Source organism: Paenarthrobacter sp. AT5 (assembly GCF_032764245.1).
Classification (GTDB): Bacteria; Actinomycetota; Actinomycetes; order Actinomycetales; family Micrococcaceae; genus Arthrobacter; species Arthrobacter ureafaciens.
This window is the reverse complement of the sequence record NZ_CP136441.1, coordinates 583,170-600,635: the sequence shown is the minus strand read 5'-3', so window position 1 is coordinate 600,635 and position 17,466 is coordinate 583,170. Positions and strand designations below refer to the sequence as shown.

The 17,466-nt window shown below is 61.9% G+C and carries 16 protein-coding genes; 4 read left to right on the top strand and 12 right to left on the bottom strand.

The annotated features are described in order from the left end of the window. Positions 1-35: 35 nt before the first annotated feature. From RI444_RS02895 to RI444_RS02880, 4 genes are all read right to left on the bottom strand, one after another. Positions 36-941, bottom strand: coding sequence for a carbohydrate ABC transporter permease (locus tag RI444_RS02895; RefSeq protein WP_062095035.1), 906 nt, complete (start codon positions 939-941; stop codon positions 36-38). After that, complete coding sequence (locus RI444_RS02890) at positions 938-1,819, bottom strand: carbohydrate ABC transporter permease (protein ID WP_021471692.1); 882 nt, start codon at positions 1,817-1,819, stop codon at positions 938-940. The genes RI444_RS02895 and RI444_RS02890 overlap by 4 nt, the downstream gene beginning before the upstream one ends. Before the next feature lie 64 nt (positions 1,820-1,883). Further along, a complete protein-coding gene (locus tag RI444_RS02885; RefSeq protein WP_021471693.1) occupies positions 1,884-3,221 on the bottom strand; it encodes an ABC transporter substrate-binding protein in 1,338 nt (445 codons plus the stop codon). A 47-nt stretch (positions 3,222-3,268) separates the two neighbouring features. After that, positions 3,269-4,714, bottom strand: coding sequence for a GH32 C-terminal domain-containing protein (locus RI444_RS02880; RefSeq protein WP_021471694.1), 1,446 nt, complete (start codon positions 4,712-4,714; stop codon positions 3,269-3,271). A 235-nt stretch (positions 4,715-4,949) separates the two neighbouring features. Between RI444_RS02880 and RI444_RS02875 the strand changes: the two genes are divergently transcribed. Beyond that, positions 4,950-6,509 carry a glycoside hydrolase family 32 protein gene (locus RI444_RS02875; RefSeq protein WP_021471695.1) on the top strand — a complete coding sequence of 520 codons (1,560 nt, stop codon included), beginning with the start codon at positions 4,950-4,952 and terminating at the stop codon, positions 6,507-6,509. A 15-nt stretch (positions 6,510-6,524) separates the two neighbouring features. On the opposite strand, the gene RI444_RS02870 is transcribed toward RI444_RS02875, so the two are convergent. The 3 genes from RI444_RS02870 to ilvD form a co-directional block, all read right to left on the bottom strand. Further along, positions 6,525-6,758 carry a DUF6480 family protein gene (locus RI444_RS02870; RefSeq protein ID WP_021471696.1) on the bottom strand — a complete coding sequence of 78 codons (234 nt, stop codon included), beginning with the start codon at positions 6,756-6,758 and terminating at the stop codon, positions 6,525-6,527. A 120-nt stretch (positions 6,759-6,878) separates the two neighbouring features. Then, positions 6,879-7,799, bottom strand: a complete 921-nt coding sequence (locus RI444_RS02865; RefSeq protein ID WP_021471697.1) for an NADP-dependent oxidoreductase — start codon at positions 7,797-7,799, stop codon at positions 6,879-6,881. 37 nt (positions 7,800-7,836) lie between these two features. Continuing rightward, the gene (gene ilvD, locus RI444_RS02860; protein WP_021471698.1) at positions 7,837-9,699 is read right to left on the bottom strand and encodes a dihydroxy-acid dehydratase; all 1,863 of its coding nucleotides are present in this window, start codon (positions 9,697-9,699) and stop codon (positions 7,837-7,839) included. An 86-nt stretch (positions 9,700-9,785) separates the two neighbouring features. Between ilvD and RI444_RS02855 the strand changes: the two genes are divergently transcribed. Then, positions 9,786-10,613 (top strand): helix-turn-helix transcriptional regulator, encoded by an 828-nt coding sequence (locus RI444_RS02855; RefSeq protein WP_021471699.1) that lies wholly within the window; start codon positions 9,786-9,788, stop codon positions 10,611-10,613. Between the two features lie 48 nt (positions 10,614-10,661). On the opposite strand, the gene RI444_RS02850 is transcribed toward RI444_RS02855, so the two are convergent. Further along, complete coding sequence (locus RI444_RS02850; RefSeq protein WP_242703150.1) at positions 10,662-12,077, bottom strand: MFS transporter; 1,416 nt, start codon at positions 12,075-12,077, stop codon at positions 10,662-10,664. A 126-nt stretch (positions 12,078-12,203) separates the two neighbouring features. Between RI444_RS02850 and RI444_RS02845 the strand changes: the two genes are divergently transcribed. Further along, entirely contained in the window at positions 12,204-12,743 is a 540-nt protein-coding gene (locus tag RI444_RS02845) for a hypothetical protein (RefSeq protein ID WP_031216292.1), read from the top strand. On the opposite strand, the gene RI444_RS02840 is transcribed toward RI444_RS02845, so the two are convergent. The 3 genes from RI444_RS02840 to RI444_RS02830 form a co-directional block, all read right to left on the bottom strand. Beyond that, positions 12,740-13,480, bottom strand: a complete 741-nt coding sequence (locus RI444_RS02840) for a GAF and ANTAR domain-containing protein (RefSeq protein ID WP_021471702.1) — start codon at positions 13,478-13,480, stop codon at positions 12,740-12,742. The two genes, RI444_RS02845 and RI444_RS02840, sit on opposite strands and share 4 nt — an antisense overlap. Positions 13,481-13,545: 65 nt before the next feature. Beyond that, the gene (locus RI444_RS02835; protein ID WP_021471703.1) at positions 13,546-14,055 is read right to left on the bottom strand and encodes a hypothetical protein; all 510 of its coding nucleotides are present in this window, start codon (positions 14,053-14,055) and stop codon (positions 13,546-13,548) included. 118 nt (positions 14,056-14,173) lie between these two features. Continuing rightward, complete coding sequence (locus tag RI444_RS02830; RefSeq protein WP_021471704.1) at positions 14,174-14,683, bottom strand: MarR family winged helix-turn-helix transcriptional regulator; 510 nt, start codon at positions 14,681-14,683, stop codon at positions 14,174-14,176. Between the two features lie 183 nt (positions 14,684-14,866). Here RI444_RS02830 and RI444_RS02825 point away from each other — a divergent pair, with 183 nt between their 5' ends. Continuing rightward, positions 14,867-16,231 (top strand): MFS transporter, encoded by a 1,365-nt coding sequence (locus tag RI444_RS02825; RefSeq protein ID WP_410510797.1) that lies wholly within the window; start codon positions 14,867-14,869, stop codon positions 16,229-16,231. Positions 16,232-16,317: 86 nt separating this feature from the next. On the opposite strand, the gene RI444_RS02820 is transcribed toward RI444_RS02825, so the two are convergent. Next, positions 16,318-17,412, bottom strand: a complete 1,095-nt coding sequence (locus RI444_RS02820; protein ID WP_021471706.1) for a LacI family DNA-binding transcriptional regulator — start codon at positions 17,410-17,412, stop codon at positions 16,318-16,320. Positions 17,413-17,466 lie beyond the last annotated feature (54 nt).

The following is a 17,466-nucleotide window of genomic DNA, read 5'->3' as shown; positions in this document are numbered from 1 at the left end:
CCCTCCATCAGGAGTATATCCATGCGTTGCAGGCGTCATCCCTTGTTCGCCCCGCTCTCCAAGCCTTGGATCATGGCTTTGTTCAGGACGAGGAACACCAGGAGCAGCGGCGTGATGGTGACGCAGACAGCGGCGAAGGTGGCGGTCCAGTCCACCTTGCCCATGGCGCCGATGTAGTTCTGCAGACCGAGCGGGATGGTCTTCAGCTCTTCGGAGAGGACGAACGTGTTGGCGAAGATGAAGTCGTTCCAAATGAAGATGCTGTTGACCAGCACCACCGTAACCACTGTGTTCAAGGACAACGGCAACGTGATGAGGCCGAAGATCCGGTACGGCCCGGCGCCGTCGAGGGACGCAGCCTCATAGGTTTCGCGCGGGATGTATTCGAAGAAGGAGGAAAACAGGTAAATGGACATCGGCAGGGCAAACCCGGCCAGCGGAATGATCATCGACTGGTACGTATCCAGCAGGTTCACCGCTGAGTAATCAATGAACAACGGAACCAAAGCGATCTGTACCGGGACGATGATGCCGATCAGGAACAGGCCGCGGACGAAGCTGCTGAACCTGAATCCGAGGACCTGGATGGCATAGGCGGCCATCATGCCGAAGAGAACGATCAGCACGTTGGCGCCCATGGTCACGATGAAGCTGTTGAGGATGTTCCTGCCAAGGTCTCCGGTCTGGAACGCCCGGGCATAGTTGTCCCAGGTCAGCGCGCCCGGCAAGGCGAACGGATCGCCCGTCGCGAAGTCGTGCTCGGTCCGCAAACTGGTAAGGAACAGCCAGGCCAGTGGGTAAACCTGGACGATCACGATCAGCATGATCAGCACCCGGGAGAGCGTCCGGTACAGGTTCGGCTTGCGCCGCCGTCGTGTTGGAACCGGCGACGGCGGTTTGGTGGCCGTCGGTCGGGAGGCAGGTGCTGTCTGGGCGATCATGAGTCAGCCTTCCGCTTGAGCATGAACAGAATGAGGCCGACGGCCACCAGGCACTCGATCACGATGAATACCGAGATGGTGCTGGCATAGCCGAAGTCGGTACTGGTGAAGGCGGTCTTGTACATGTAGGTGGTCAGCAGCTCGGACGATTGGCCGGGGCCGCCGTTGGTCATGAGGTAGGGAATGTCGAAGCCGCGCAGCCCGTAGGTGGTGGCCATGATGGTGGTGGTGATCCACACCGGACGGATGTACGGGAAGCGGATCTTGGTGAAGAGAGTCCACCGCGAGGCCCCGTCCAGGACCGCGGCTTCCTCGAGCTCCTTGGGGACGGCAATCAAGGCCGCGTAGATGATCAGCATGTAGAGGCCCGTGAACCGCCACCCTTCCGGTGCAGAAACTGCGGCCAGGACGGTGTTCACGTCGGACAACCATGCCTTTTCCAGGCTGCCCAGCCCGATCCAGTGCAACAGCTGATTAAGCAGGCCTACCGGATCGATCGAGTAGATACGGACAAAGAGGAAGGCGATGGCCACGGTGGAGATGACGGCAGGGAGAAGGTAGAGGGTCTTGATGAGTTCCCTGCCCCGCGTCAGTGACAGCAGCAGGCTCGCCACGACCAGCGCTCCGCCGAGCTGGAGCACCAGGCAGATGGCCAGGTAAATCAATGCGTTCCCAAAGGACCGCCAGAAAATGTCATCCGCCGTCAGCATCCGGATGTAGTTTTCGAGACCCACGAACTCCATGTCGCTGATGCCGTTCCAGGAGAAGAAGCTCAGGAACAGGGACTGGAGGATCGGGAAGAGCACTGCCGCGCCGTAGAGAAGCAACGGCGGAAGCAGGAAGACCAGGACTGAGGTCTTGGACCTGTTGGGAAGCATGGTGTGGCCTTTCGGGCGGGGAACCGGCCGGTCCCCCGCCGCTGGGATCTATGTGCAGAACTGCTTACTTGAAGAACTTCGGCGCGTTCTGCGCGATGGTCTGGTCCATGGTGCTGGTGAACTGCTCGGGCGTGATGTTCCCTTGCACCAGGAGCACGAGTTCCTGCTGGAGCCTTCCGTTGGTGGTTGGGTCCAGCTGCGTGTCCCACGGCATGGCCTGCTTCGACCCCAGGTCACTGGCAGCGTCCAAGGCCTTCTTGTACAACGGCGTGGCGTTGGCCGGGACGGTGGTTTCCACATTGGTGGTGGGTGACAGTGCGCCGGTGGCTGCGTATTCCGCCGGGTACTTCTGCAGGGCGAATTTCAGGAAGTCGCTGACCAGCGGATCGTAGGTCTTGGAGTTCACGGCCATGCCGATGCCGGAGGGGGAAACATACTCGTTGGCGGCCGTCACGGAATTCGCGGTGGTGGGCAGCGTAAAGAAGTCGATGTCGTTCCGCACGGCGGGGTTCAGTTTGTCGGTCGCCAGGCTGGGAAGCTCCCACGTGCCGATGTTGTACATGGCAGCCTGCCCGGACGTGAACTGGTTTTGCGCGTCTGAGTAGCCTTGGGCTGAGAAGCCGTCCTGGAAGCATTCGGCCTTGCCCAGCCCGGACATCCAGATCACGGCTTTCTGCCCGGCGGGATCGCTGAACTTGGCTTCGCCCTTCTTGAGCTTCTGCACGAAGTCGGGGCCGGCCTCCCGGAAGGGCTGGTAGGCCACGTACCTCTCCAGCGGCCACTGGTCCTGCCCGTCGATAGCGATCGGGGTGATCCCGGCGTTCCGCAGTGCCGTGCACATGGCCGGAATGTCGTCGAGCGACGTCGGCACGGAAACTCCTGCTTTCTCCAGCAGGGCTTTGTTGTACCAGATGAATTCGAGCTCGAACTGGAACGGAATCATGTACAGCGAACCGTCGTCGAAGCGTTGGTAGTCCAAGGCTCCCGGACGGTAATCGTCGTAGAGGTCCAGGGATTTGAGCAGCTTGTCAGCGTCAAGCATCTTGCCCTGCTTGGCCAACTGCTGCGCGAACGGGGTGGCATCGGTGTCGAACAGTTCCGGAAGCTTGTTGGCTGCGGCCAGGGTCTCGAGTTTTTGGATGTAGGAAGGGCGGTCCGGGGTGGTGATGAGGTTCAAGGAGAACCCGGGGTGGTCCTTGGCGTAGTCATCGGCCAGTTTCTTCATGATGTTGATGACTGCGCCGTCGGCGGGCCTGGACAGCAGCCAGGAGATTTCCCGGGGTTTGACCTCGCCGGTGGGGCTCACGTCGGTGGGGTTGCCGGCGCCGCCTCCCCCTGCGCAGGCCGTCAGTGCCAGAGCTGCTGCAGCAGCGACCGCCGCGGCGCGGAATAGCTTCTTCATGGGGATTTGTCTCCCTTGACTCGTTGGGTATGGGACGGGGATGTGAATCAGTTGTCAGTCCGTTGGCGGACGTCGAATTCGACGACGGTGGCGGAACCTTCACCGGCAAAAATTCCGATGCGCCCGCTGGGGCGGTCATAGATCCTTGCGCTCAGCGCCACCTGGCGGTCGACGACGGCGACGCACAGGTCGCCGTCGACTATCACCTCGAGCGTGTGCTCGCCCGGGGCGAGGTGGCAGGGCCGTTCCAGCTCGACGTCGTAAGGGACGTCGCCGGAGACGTGCCACTGCGCGTCGCCGGTCAGCTCGCGCGGCCAGCGGTCGAAGACGAGGCGCCCGCGCCGCGGCTCCAGCCGGAGAACATAGGACGCGTCGCCGTCGTCGCTGGAACGGAGCAGGAGCCCGCATTCGGTGGTGTCGGGGGCGATGTCCAGGACTGCTTTGGCGTAGAAACGGGAGGGCAGGTCCGCCGTGGAAATGATCGCGGAGTAGCTGTCAGGCGCACTCAATTCAGCCGGAAGTGCCTCGGCCAGCGATACCGGGACTTCTACCCAGAAACTGTCCACCAGTTCATCGGCGAACCCGAAGCCGAGCGTCCCGTCCGGGTTTTGGCGGGCTTCCAGGACGGACATGGTGCCCGCCCACTGCCACGGACCGTCGTCGCGGTTTCCTTCCTTGCTGGCGATCCATCCGAAGAAGAAGCGGCGGCCGTCGCGGCAAGCGCTCTTGGAGGCGTAGAACGCGCGCCCATCGATGCTGTCCAGGGCCGGAACTTCCCAGGGTCCGTCCGGGCTCTTGGCCATGCGGTAGCGGGTAGTGAAGGACTCCGAGAACTCGGAGTACACCAGGTACCACCAGTCACCCCACTGGAAGACGTCCGGGCATTCGTGGGTGATGTAGCGTCGGGGATCCCAGAACGGATCGGTGTACTCCCAGGTCACCAGGTCAGTGGAAACGCATTGGGCAATCACTCCACGACGGCGGTCCGGACCGGTTGCGTGCCGGGCGGCGACCAGCATGCGCCACACAGGCCGCGCCGGATCGGACTCGTCCCGGAAGACGAAGGGATCGCGCCAATCGCCGGATTCGTACCCTTCCGGAGCGCCGAACGTATCCTCCGGGTGCTTGGTCCAGGTGCGCATCCCGTCGCTGCTGGTTGCGCGCATGACCAGCTGGAGCGGCAGCCCGTCCGGACCCAGCCGGTGCGGGTTCTGGCCTGTGTAGAAGAGGTGGTGGGTGCCGTCGTCGTCAACCACCACGCTGCCCGTGTAGGCGTTGAAGTCCGGCTCCTGCGTGCTGCCGTGCTGCAGCGCAGCACCGTGATACTCGAACTGGGTGAGGTCCTTGGTGGTGACCAGGTGCCAGGACGTACCTGGTTTGGGGGTAACCCGCTCCTCGTGGAGGTAGAAGAGCCAGAACTCTCCGTCTTTCTCGAAAGGGATAAGGTCCCCTACCCACGCACCTTCGGGTTGGAAGAACACTGAGCGTTTCATCTGCGCTGACCTACATTCTGCTAAAGCGTTTGATCACGATGAAGGTAGCTCTGCGGAGCTCCGTTGGTCAAGCGTTTTAGCAAGAAAATAATAATTGCGCTAAAACGCTTGACCATCCCTCGCGGATGAGGTTAGTGTCCCTTCCATCCGCCGCGTCCTTTGACGCCTTCCGCTGCCGTTTGTGTGCAGCCACCACCGCGGTCTCAACCAATGAATGCTTGAGAGGAACCACTTCATGACCCTCGAATTCTCACGACGGGCAGTCCTGCAAGGAACCGGTGCCGGCGCTTTGGCGCTCCTGATGTCCGGCACTGCCGTTGGAGCCTCGCACGCTTCACCGTCGTTGCGGGCCGTTTACCACATGACGCCGCCCTCAGGATGGCTGTGTGATCCGCAAAGACCCGTCTACACCAACGGCGCGTACCAGCTCTACTACCTGCACTCGGATATCAACAACGGCCAGGGTGGCTGGGACCACGCGACCACCACGGACGGTGTTTCGTTCACCCACCACGGAACCGTGCTCCCGCTGACGCCGAATTTTCCCGTATGGTCCGGTTCCGCCGTGATCGACTCAGCCAACACGGCAGGCTTTGGTGCGGGAGCCGTCGTCGTACTGGCCACCAAGCCGACCGAGGGCATCCGCAAGTACCAGGAGCAGTACCTCTACTGGTCGGTCGACGGCGGGTATACGTTCACTTCCCTGCAGGATCCCGTGATCGTCAACACCGACGGCCGGACGGCCGTCACTGCGGCGGAGATCGAAAACGCCGAATGGTTCCGTGATCCAAAGATCCACTGGGATGCCGCGCGCGGGGAATGGGTGTGCGTAATTGGCCGGGCACGGTACGCCGCGTTCTACACCTCCGCGAATCTCCGTGATTGGCAGTGGCGGTCCAACTTCGATTACCCGAACCACGCACTCGGGGGCATCGAATGTCCGGACCTCTTCGAGATGACCGCCGACGACGGCACCCGGCATTGGATTTTCGCGGCCAGTATGGACGCCTACAGCATCGGGCTGCCCATGACCTACGCATACTGGACAGGCAACTGGAACGGCACGGAATTCCTGGCGGACGATCTGACCCCGCAGTGGCTTGACTGGGGCTGGGACTGGTACGCGGCAGTGACTTGGCCATCCTTGGATGCGCCGGAAACCAAACGGCTCGCCACAGCGTGGATGAACAACTGGAAGTACGCCGCGCGCGATGTTCCCACCGACGCCACTGACGGCTACAACGGCCAGAACTCCATCACCCGGGAGCTTACTTTGGAACGACAGGGCGGCGGCTGGTACTCACTCCTCAGCACTCCCATCTCCTCGCTAGGTAGCTATGTCACTGCCACCACGAGCATTCCCAACCAAACCGTGAACGGCAGCTTCGTGCTGCCGTGGAGCGGCCGCGCCTACGAGCTGGAGCTGGACATTGCTTGGGACACCGCCGCGAACGTCGGGGTGTCAGTGGGGCGGTCCGCCGACGGATCCCGGCACACCAACATCGGCAAGTACGGCGGGGACCTTTATGTTGACCGGGCTCCATCCGATCTGGCCGGCTATTCGCTGGTCCCCTACACCCGGGCGGCCGCCCCGATCGATGCCAACGCGAAGTCTGTGCATCTGCGCATCTTCGTGGACACCCAAAGCGTGGAGGTGTTCATCAACGCCGGCCACACGGTTTTGTCGCAGCAAGTGCACTTCGACGACGGCGACACGGGCATTTCCTTCTACGCCGACGGCGGCCCGGCGACGTTCTCCGGCATCACCATCAAGGAGTTCGGGAATCCAATCTGAGCGCGGGTGATCCAATCAGTCAAAGAACCCCACGATGTAGCCAATGAAGTAGAGCAACGACATCAGGACCACGACGCCGATCACGGCGATCCAGAAGACCTGCGTGGATTTCCTGGTTCCGTGTTCCTCGTGCCCCTGCGGTCCGGCAGTGGAGGCTTCCCCGGGCGGGGTTTCTCCCGGAGGAACTCCCCCGCCGGGCTCCAGGCCTGTGATGTTCTCTTCGTACGGATCCGGATTGGCGCCTGACATTGGTTCTCCCTTGCTGCAGCTTGGGCTGGGTACGGCTTACGTTGTCCCGTACCCAGCCCTGCAGCAGTCAAAACACCCGGACTTTGCCGGAATGGTCCGCAATCAGTCCACGGAAAGCTTTCAGTCCACGGAAAGCACGATTTTGCCGCGGGTGTGGCCTTCCATGTTCAGCCTGAAAGCATCCGCGGCCTCTGCCAAGGCGAAGACCTTGGCCACCTCGACGCGGAACTTTTTGTCATCAACCAAGTCGGCCAGTTCCTGCAGGTCGGCACCCACAGGGCTTACCCACATCCACGTACCGCCGTGCTCCTCGACGTCGCTGTCCGCGATCGAGGCGTGTCGTCCGCCGTCGGCCAGTACCTGCAGAGTCGCCTCGAGGTTTCCACCCGCGAAATCAGCAACAACGTCCACCCCGTCCGGGCTCAGCGCACGGACCCGCCCGGCAAGTCCTTCACCGTAAGCCACCGGCTCGGCACCCAAGGACCGCAGGAACCCGTGGTTCTTCTCCGACGCAGTAGCGATGACCCTGGCACCCCAGGAGGCGGCGATCTGGATGCCCAAGGAACCAACGCCACCGGAGCCGCCGTGGATCAGGACGGTCTCCCCGGCCTTCACTTCCAAGCGCCGCAACACTTGGAACGCCGTCAACCCGGCCAGCGGAAGCCCCGCGGACTCGTTCCAGTCCAGGGACTTCGGCTTGCGGGCCAGGAGCCGCTCGGGCAGGGCAATGTACTCGGCGAAGCTGCCGCCGTGAACAAAATCCTTCCGCCCGTACGCAATCACTTCATCTCCCGGAGCGAACTTCCGCGAATCAATTCCTACCGACTCGACGACGCCCGCTACGTCCCACCCCGGAATCGCCGGGAACTGGAGGTCCATTACACCGTCGAGGTAACCGGCCATGATCTTCCAGTCCACGGGATTGACCGAAGCTGCCTTGACCTTGACCAAGACCATTCCCGGCCCGACCTTCGGTTGTGGCTGTTCCGTCATCTCGAGGACATCCGGATTTCCGTATTTGCTGTAGGTGATTGCTTTCATGGTTAGTGCCAACGGGTGGGGCGGCGCGGGTATTCCGCTAGAGGTTTTCCACCAGCGAGACGTCGCGCACTGCGCCCTTGTCCGCGGACAGAGCCATCGCGGCGTAGGCACGCAGGGCCGGGGATACCTGGCGGTCCCGGTTCTTGGGCTTGAAGCCTCCGTTGACCAGCAGCTTTTCGCGGCGTTCGGCGAGGATCTCCTCGGACACCTGCAGCTGCAAAGAGCGCTGCGTGATATCGATGCTGATGATGTCACCGTTCTCGACCAAGGCGATGTCGCCGCCGGAAGCGGCTTCCGGGGAGATGTGGCCGATCGACAGCCCGGACGTGCCGCCCGAGAAACGTCCGTCGGTGATGAGGGCGCACTTCTTGCCGAGGCCACGGCCCTTGAGGAACGACGTCGGGTACAGCATTTCCTGCATGCCCGGACCGCCGCGGGGGCCTTCGTAGCGGATGACCACCACGTCGCCTTCCTTGACCGTCTTGTTCAGGATCATCTCCACTGCTTCGTCCTGGGACTCGCAGACAATTGCCGGTCCTTCGAACTTCCAGATGGACTCGTCCACGCCGGCGGTCTTCACGACGGCGCCGTCCACGGCAATGTTGCCGCGCAGCACAGCCAGGCCGCCGTCCTTGGAATAGGCGTGTTCCACCGAGCGGATGCAGCCACCCTCGGCGTCAGTGTCCAGGGAGGTCCATTCGTTCGACTGCGAGAACGCCGTGGAGGAGCGTACGCCACCGGGCGCCGCGTGCCACAGCGCCTTTGCCTCCTCGGTGGCCTTGCCGCCGCGGATGTCCCAGTCATCCAGCCAGCCATCCAGGTCTGCGGAGTGTACGGAGTGCACGTTCTTGTGCAGGAGACCGCCGCGGTTCAGCTCGCCCAGCAGAGCGGGGATGCCGCCGGCCCGGTGGACGTCTTCCATGTAATAGGTCTTGTTCCCGGCAACGTTCGGGGCCACCTTGGCCAGGCAAGGCACCTGGCGGGACTTGGCATCCATCTCGGCCAGGCCGTAGTTCACGCCCGCTTCCTGGGCTGCGGCCAGGAGGTGGAGGATGGTGTTGGTGGAGCCGCCCATGGAGATATCCAGGGCCATGGCGTTGTCAAAAGCCTCGGCGGTGGCGATGTTGCGCGGCAGTACAGAGTCGTCGTCGCCGTCGTAATAGCGCTTCACGAGCTCGACGATCGTGGCACCGGCCTTCTCGTAAAGGGCTTTGCGGGCTGTGTGTGTGGCGAGCACGGAGCCGTTGCCGGGCAAGGCAAGCCCGATTGCCTCGGCGAGGCAGTTCATGGAGTTGGCCGTGAACATACCGGAGCAGGAGCCGCACGTGGGGCAGGCGTTTTCCTCGATGAGGTTGATGTCTTCATCGGAGATGGACTCATCAACGGCGTCGGCGATGGCGTTCACCAGGTCCAGGGAGCGCACGGAACCGTCGGTCAGGGTCACGCGGCCGGCCTCCATGGGGCCACCGGACACGAAGACAACAGGGATGTTCAGGCGCAATGCTGCCATGAGCATACCCGGGGTGATCTTGTCGCAGTTGGAGATACAGACCAGGGCGTCGGCGCAGTGCGCGTTGACCATGTACTCCACGGAGTCGGCAATCAGGTCGCGGGACGGCAGGGAGTAGAGCATGCCTGAGTGGCCCATCGCGATGCCGTCGTCCACGGCGATGGTGTTGAATTCGCGGGGTACTGCGCCGGCGGCGAGGATCGCATCAGAGACGATGCGGCCCACGGGGGCGAGGTGGGTGTGACCCGGAACGAACTCAGTGAAGGAGTTGGCCACGGCGATGATCGGCTTTCCGATATCCGAGTTGGCGACGCCGGAGGCACGCAGCAGTGCGCGGGCTCCAGCCATATTGCGGCCATGGGTAACTGTCTTTGAACGAAGTGCAGGCATGTCTACCATCCTGCTGTTGTTCCAGGACCGGCGGAAGACGGTGCTGCTACTAGTAGTGAAAGTACCAGAGTAATAGTGTTGAGTTCGTGAAAGACGAGAGGCGCAAGGAACTGGGACTCTTCCTCAGGACCCGCCGCAATCAAGCCCTTCGTTCGGACTACGGCCTGCCGCCGGTGGGGCGTTCCCGCGAGCGCGGCCTTCGACGGGAAGAGATCGCGTTCCTCTCCGGCGTCAGTGTTACTTGGTACACATGGCTGGAGCAGGGACGGGACATCAGTCCCTCGCGGCAGGTTCTTGAATCCATTGCGAGGGCCCTTCATCTCTCCAACACTGGACTCAGCTACGTGCTTTCCTTGGGCGGCTATTCTTCTGCACTGCCAAAGGGACCCGTCGCGGCCGACGCTCCCGCCCATGTGCAGCGCCTTTTGGACGCCTTGGACCCCAACCCCTCCTACGCTTTGTCCCCGGATTGGGGAATTGCCGGCTGGAATCGGGCGTACGAGGCGCTGTATCCCAATATCGGCACGTTTGACGCCTCGGACCGGAACCTGCTGTGGCTGGTCTTCACCGACCCCTTCATCCGCGATCTTCTCCCCGATTGGGACGTCACCAGCAAGCGGTTCCTGGCAGAATTCAGGGCTGAAACAGGGCAACGCCTAGGCGACCCGGATGTCGCGTACCAGGTTGGCCGGCTCAAGGAAGCCAGCCCGGAGTTTCAGGAGAGCTGGGACCGGTACGACATTCTGGGCTTCGAATCCCGGGAGCGCCAGTTTCACCACCCCACCGTCGGCGTCCTGCACATGGAGCACCACCAGGTCTCGCCGTCGGACAGGCCTGACCTGCACATAGTCGTCTACACGCCGGCACCGGGGAGCGACGCCGGCGCGCAGATGAAGCGGCTGATGGAAAGCTAAGCTACGCCGTTTGCGCGGTGTCAACTGCTCTTCCCGGCCTGGCAGCCACTACCTGCCAGGCGGGGCTGCGAGGTGTTCGTTGTCCAGCTGAGACGTTTCGGGGGTCGCATTCCTTCCAGCCGTTATTCTCCCCAGGATCAGCACCAGTGCCAGTGCTACGAGCACGGGTATGCAAACAGAGAAAACAATGGTGCCGGTGTCTGCGCCAAGGCCAATGAGCATCCCGCCGAATATGGGACCCACCACCGATCCGAGCCTGCCCAAGGAAGCTGCCCATCCCACGCCCGCGGTAACAGTTGCTTGAGGGTATAGAGTCACCGCCATAGCCGCCTGGCCGATCATGCCGGCTTGGAGCCCAAGTCCGACGCCACCGAAAACAATCAGCAACAACGCCTTGTCCGGACCGAGGAATGCGGAAATCACCAGGAACACGACAGCTGCGGCTGAAGTGCAGGCCAAGACTGAAGTCATCCGGCGGCGACGTGATCCGAGAAGCAGCACACCGGCGCCCACAATGCTACCTACACCCAAGGCCGCCGATCCCAACGGGGCCATGCCAGGTCCAAAGCCGTAGCTGGTGAGCAGCGTGGGCAGCCACGATGAGAACACGTAGTAAACAGCGAATATCAGGAATGAGAATGACCACAGCAGAAGCGTCTTGCTCCGTACGGGTTTATCGAAAAGGCGGGACACTGCGGCGTGATGCTTGGCCTCGGAATGATTTGCGGGCGTGATCGACTCATGTCGGCCCGATAGTCCGATCCACAAAAACGGCAGGAGTACACCCGAAGCAATGGCTCCGAGGATGAACACCCACCCCCACCCGAGCGCACTGATAACCACGCCACCTGCGAGGCCGGCGATCAGGGCCCCAAACGAAATACCCGTCATCACCACCACCGCGATCGATTGGCGCAAACGCAATGGATTGGTGGCGGTGGCATGTGAGACAGCCGCGGGCAGCACCGCACCCAACCCCAGGCCTGTCAGGAATCGGAGGATCGTCAGCTCCACTATTGAACCTGACCACGCTGTCAACAGCGAGCCAATCGTGAAGAGCGCAACGGCGGAAAAGATGACATTGCGAGTGCCCAGTTTTGCCACCAGGCGCCCCACCGCCATATAGCCAATGGCAACCCCCGCACTGGTTAGAGCCAGGGCCGGGGTGAAATGGGCGGGCTCAACCCCCCACGCCTTTGACATGGATGGGATGGACACCCCCAACGCGACAGTATCGAATCCATCAAGCACTACAGCGGCAAATGTTAGGCAAAGTACCCACCAGTTAGGTTTGACCTCATCCTGCATCACGTGTTCTCTCGTTGTGTCCATGGGCATCCTTAGAGTTTCGAGGGCTTCGAAGATGAAGCAAGGCATCACAGCGGTAATCCCGGAGCCGCATTCACAGAATGCCTTGGTGCAAAATATCTTAGCAGTGTGATTCTTTGAAGTGATGGATTTCACGCTTCAGCGTTTCTCATCACGCGAGCGGTTCGGGGGCTGGAAAGAAAGTACTAAGTCTGCTTACTATGTTGGCGTGCTGTTGATCGGCACACCCGCATCTTTCCCACGGAAGCAAGGACGGTCATCATGGCAGGAAATCTCTTGGCCCGCTCGATTCATGATCTGACAGCAGCGGCATGGTTCGGAGGATCCCTCATGGGAGCCATCGGCTTGAACGGCGCCGCCGCCGAGGCCACCGATCCCGCCGAACGGACACGCCTTTCCAGCAAGGGCTGGATGAAGTGGGCACCCATCCAGACCGCAGCCTTCTCCGCACACCTGTTGTCCGACCTCGCGATTGCCTGGGAAAACAAGGGACGGATCGCCAAGCAGGACAGCGTGGCGGGGGACACGGTCCTGAAGACCGCGGTCACCGTAGCCGGCGCCGCGGTCACACTCTACGCGGGCATCCTCGGCAAGAAGGTTGACAAGCTGGCCGACGAGGGCGCCCGGGGCGCAACCGAGCCGCGGCCGGATGCATCAGATGAGCTGAAGGCAGCCCAGAAACAGCTGAAAGCGCTCCAGTGGGCCATCCCCGCTTTTGCAGGCTGGGTCATCGTACTTGGCGCCAAGCACGGCGAGATGCAGCGGCCTAAGAATGTGCTCGCCGGGCTGGTGCAGCACTAGTCATCAAAGTGCGTCCTGGTTTCATGGGTGCTGCCCGCGAGGCTGCGAAGCATGTCGCGGGCAACATCGTGAAGCTTCTGGTTGCGGTTTTGGGACGCCCGCAGCATCACCGCAAAGGCTTCTTCCTGCGAACACCGGTTCTGTGACATAACGATGCCTGTTGCGAGGTCGATGACCGTCCTGCGCTCCATGGCTGCTTTCAAGTCCTTCGCCAAAAGATCCGCTGTAGCTATACGCAGCGCCAACCTCAAGGCCTGGCTCGCCATGTCAGCGAAAGTCACCGCTTCTTCGATGATCCCCTCCGTAAAGAGGTCGGCGACGTCGGAGAAGAAATTCAGTCCTGCGGAGGCATCATCGCCCAGTTCCATCGGCACGCCGAGCGCACTGCGTGCACCGGCGACAGTCAGGTTGCGCGCATACTCCGGCCATCGAGTCTCAGTGGCCGCGTCGATCACCACTACAGGCACACCGGTCCTCAAAGCCTCCATGCACGGGCCGTCGTCGAGCCTCTGTTCAATCCCGTCAAGCAGGATGGCGTCATCACTGCTGCCGGCTATTGTTGCTGCCCGCTTCCGGCGGTGCAGCGTCACTGCGCACTCGACCTGCACGCCAGTGGCCCGCGTTAGGGCCCGTGCAGCGTACTTGGTGGTTCCATCCAAGAAACCCTTGAGGTCTTCCTTGCCGTCAATCAACTGATGAAGGCGTTGGAAATCTTCATTCTGCTCGTCGGTTTCCACAGCATTGATCCTAGAAGCAACAAACTGAAATCGCCATTGGATAGGCGAGTATCCTTGTAGTCCTGCTAGCCCAGGAGTTCCTTGAGGTCAGGTTCGGTCAAGCCTGAAGCCAATTGGAGGTCCCGGCCCTCAACACCGGCCAAGGTGGCCTGCCGGACCGCATGACCCAGCGACTCTTTTGCAGAGTCCATCTCCCATTGCAGCGACTCCACCAGGGCAGCAGCCGTCCAGACGCTGCCCACGAAATCACTGGCCTCCGCGTCCATCCGGAAACCGCAGGAGCACGCCCAAGCCGGCCAGACCTCACCATCGGAGCGACCGCTCGTGACGGGCCCGGGCGACACCGAGAGGGACATTGCGGCTCCACAGTGCATGGGACTTCCGGCCGCCGGGACGTGGCCCATCTCAGCCATTTGGCTCAGCCCCGCCTCGCGAACCAGACTGGAACCGACCTCGGCAGCAGGCTCCGCGCCGGAAACGTTCGAAGATTCCGTCAACGTTTCCACCTCGGCAGCTTGCTCCGCCAAGGAAACCAGTTCGATGACACCGTCCACGGCGTCGCCACCTTCATTCATTGGGCGTTCGTTCGCACCGGGGCCATGCAGTACTGCTGTCATAACAACCACCCAATCTCGCTAAGCTGCAAAGTAACTCGATAAACTAGTTATATTGCTTTTTTAGCTGGGTGTCCATTCAGGATTTACGAAGCTCCGCAACGCCGAGCTTGCCCACCCCTTCGGCGAGCCTGCCCAGGAAGGATGCAACCGCCTCCGCCTCGTCCGGGGTCAGGGAGTCAGCTTCAGCGGCTATGAGGTCACTCAACGCAGCAAGTGCGGGGTACGGCTCAAGAGCGAGGGAAACCGGACGCAGAATAACCGAACGGCGATCACTCGGATGCCTTTCGCGTCGAATGTGGCCCGAGGCTTCAAGCCGGTCGATCAGCATAGTGGTGGCCGCAGACGTAATGCCCAGACGCTCACTCAAGTCGCGGGGGCTGACAGCCAGCCCCTCCTTTTCGGCGTCGAAGACGATCTGGAGGGCAACGATGTCCGTGTCTCCAACGCCGCTCTGCGAGCGATTGCGACGACGCCATTCATTAATGGCGCGCTGAAGGTCATGAAGGGAGGCCACCGCATGCGCGCCCGTCACCTTCTGGTTTCCAAGGTCGAACCAGTCTTCCTGAAAAACACTTCGCGGGTCCATGTCCACTTTCCTAGCTAGCCGTGTATTTCGCGAATCAAGGTTTATCCGGTTTAACGAGGTTACACGGAATCCGGGGGGCCGGCTGCCGGGAGTCCACCTTTTGACGTAACGCAGATCACGAACTATGATTTATGAATCGATTCAACCGCAGCATCCTTGCCAATGACGACTAAGGAGATCCACGTGAGCGTCATGCACCGAAGGGAAACAATTCCCACCCCGGGAGAGACCCCGATCGACACCACCCCGGGCCGGAAAGATCCCAAGAAGGCCGCGATGAGCGGTTGGATCGGAAGCGCCCTGGAGTACTACGACTTCGCCTTGTACTCCCTGGCAGCCACACTCCTCTTCCCCACCATCTTCTTCCCCACGGAGAACCCGACCGTGGGCATCATCGCCTCCCTTGCCACCTACGCCGTCGGCTATGTTTCACGGCCGCTCGGAGCCGTAGTCCTGGGCGCTTATGGCGACAAGCAAGGGCGCAAGAAGGTTCTGGTCTTCGCCATGCTGCTCATGGGCTTCGCGACCTTCGCCGTGGGCCTGCTTCCCACCTATGGACAGGTTGGACTCCTTGCGCCGCTGCTGCTGGTGATCCTGCGCCTCATCCAGGGCTTCGCGGTAGCCGGCGAACTCGGCGGCGCAAGCGCCATGATTGTGGAGCACTCCCCTGATGGGAAACGCGGCTTCTTCGCCAGCTTCAGCCTCCAAGGCACCCAGGTGGGCTCCATCCTTGCCACGGCAGTCCTGATTCCGCTGGCTGCCTTGCTTCCCGAAGAGCAGTTCCACTCCTGGGGTTGGCGCCTGCCGTTCCTTCTGAGCGCCTTAGTGATCGTGGCGGGCTACGTCATTCGCCGCCGCGTGCAGGAGCCCCCCGCCTACGTGGCGCAGTCAGGCGACGCGACAGCCAAGCGCCGCTTCCCGCTGGTTGACCTGCTCCGCACGCACCCGTGGGTACTGGTCCGATGCATCGCGATGACCTTTACCAACGTGATCGGCATGGCAACCCTCATCTTCGGTGTCTCCTACGCAACGCAAAAGGGCTACGGCATCGGGTTCTCCAGCAGCGAGTTCCTGTGGGTCACCCTGGCCGCCAACGTCGCCGCCGTCGTCACCATTCCGCTCTTCGGCGCACTGTCCGACCGCATCGGCCGCCGAACCCTCATGGTTGCCGGCGGACTCGCGGGCGGCCTGCTCACCATGGGCTACCTGTATGCGATCCAGCTGGGCAGCCTGCCGCTGGTCTTCGTTTGCGTCGTTATTGTCCAGGGCATCTTCTTCCAGATGTGGAACGGCACGTTCGCCACGTTCTTCCAGGAGCAGTTCCCCATGCGGATCCGTGTCACTGGTTTCGCTGTCTCCCAGAACATCGGACTCATGATTGCCTCGTTCTTCCCGAGCCTCTTCACCGCAATCGCCCCTCCGGGTTCCAGCAACATCCCCATGGTCATCGGATTGACCACACTGGGCATCTGCGCTGTTGCCGCCGTCGCCACGATGCTTTCCGCCGATACCAAGGGCAAGACCCTTGAGGACCTCGAAGCCCGGTAACCAGGAAGCCCAGTAACAAAGACGTCCGCTGACAAAGCCATCGGTGTGGAAGCAAAAGCTGCTTCCACACCGATGGCGCTGCCCGTTCAACCAAGGGACAGAGTCCCCTCCAAAGCCGTTCGGGGAGCTCCAACTGATCCGCGCTGGATGAGCCGCGGGTGCAGCTCCGGGCCGGATGCCGCCGCTGGCCTCCCCTCAATTTTCCGGATCAGCGCCGAGGCAGCAGCCCTGCCCATCTCATACACCGGCTGGGCGATCACGGTGAGCGGCGGAGAGATGAGCCGGGTCCAAGCGAAGTCGTCGTACATGATGAAGGAGATGTCATCCGGAATCCGGAGGCCTGATTCCTGGATTGCTTCAACAACACTGAGTGCGATCAGGCCGTCTGAGGCGATGATGGCCGTGGCGGGGTCCGGACCGGTGACCAGATCGCGGGCAACGGCCTTGATGGACCCGGCGTCCCCGGCGTTGAGGCGGACCAAGTCAGCGGGGAAAGGGAGCGCCTGCTCTTGGAACGCACGGCGCATACCGTCCACGCGGTCCGCGATCTGCGAAGACTCCAGCGCCATTCCCTCCCGGTAGGGCTGCTCCGATTTGAGGGTGGAAACGAACGCTATCCGCAGGTGGCCGAGCCCGATGAGTTGCTTGGTGGATTCATAGGAAACCGGACCCATATCCACGGCGAAGGTCTCAACCTCCAACCCCTCCGCCGCCCTGTCCAGGAGGACCAGCGGACGCCCGGACTCCTGGACCTCCCGGAGGTGCGGAAAATCCGTGGAGGAAGCGGGCGCGACGATCAGTCCGTCCACTCGTTTGTCCAGCAGTACACGGACGGCATCCACTTCGGCCTGCTTCTCCTCGTCGGTGTTGATGAGGATGACGTTGTAACCACTCTTTTTTGCCGTGTCCGTGATGCCGCGGGTGGCGAGGCCGAAGTGCGGGTTTTCGATGTCACCTACCACCACCCCAAGGGTGTTCGAGCGTCCCGTGTTCATGCTCCGGGCCAACTCGTTGGGACGGTAGCCGAGCTCTTCGGCAGCTGCAAGGACACGCTCGCGGACGTCATCGCTGACGGCTCCATAGTTCCCCAAAGCACGCGCTGCTTGTGCTTTGGACACTTTCGCGGCCTTGGCGACGTCGGCAACCGTTACGTCCCGCCGTCGGGATCCTTCAGTGCTCATGTTCACCTTTCACGGGGGTGTTGACGCGGCTTTGTGAGTTCCGCTACATTCGTT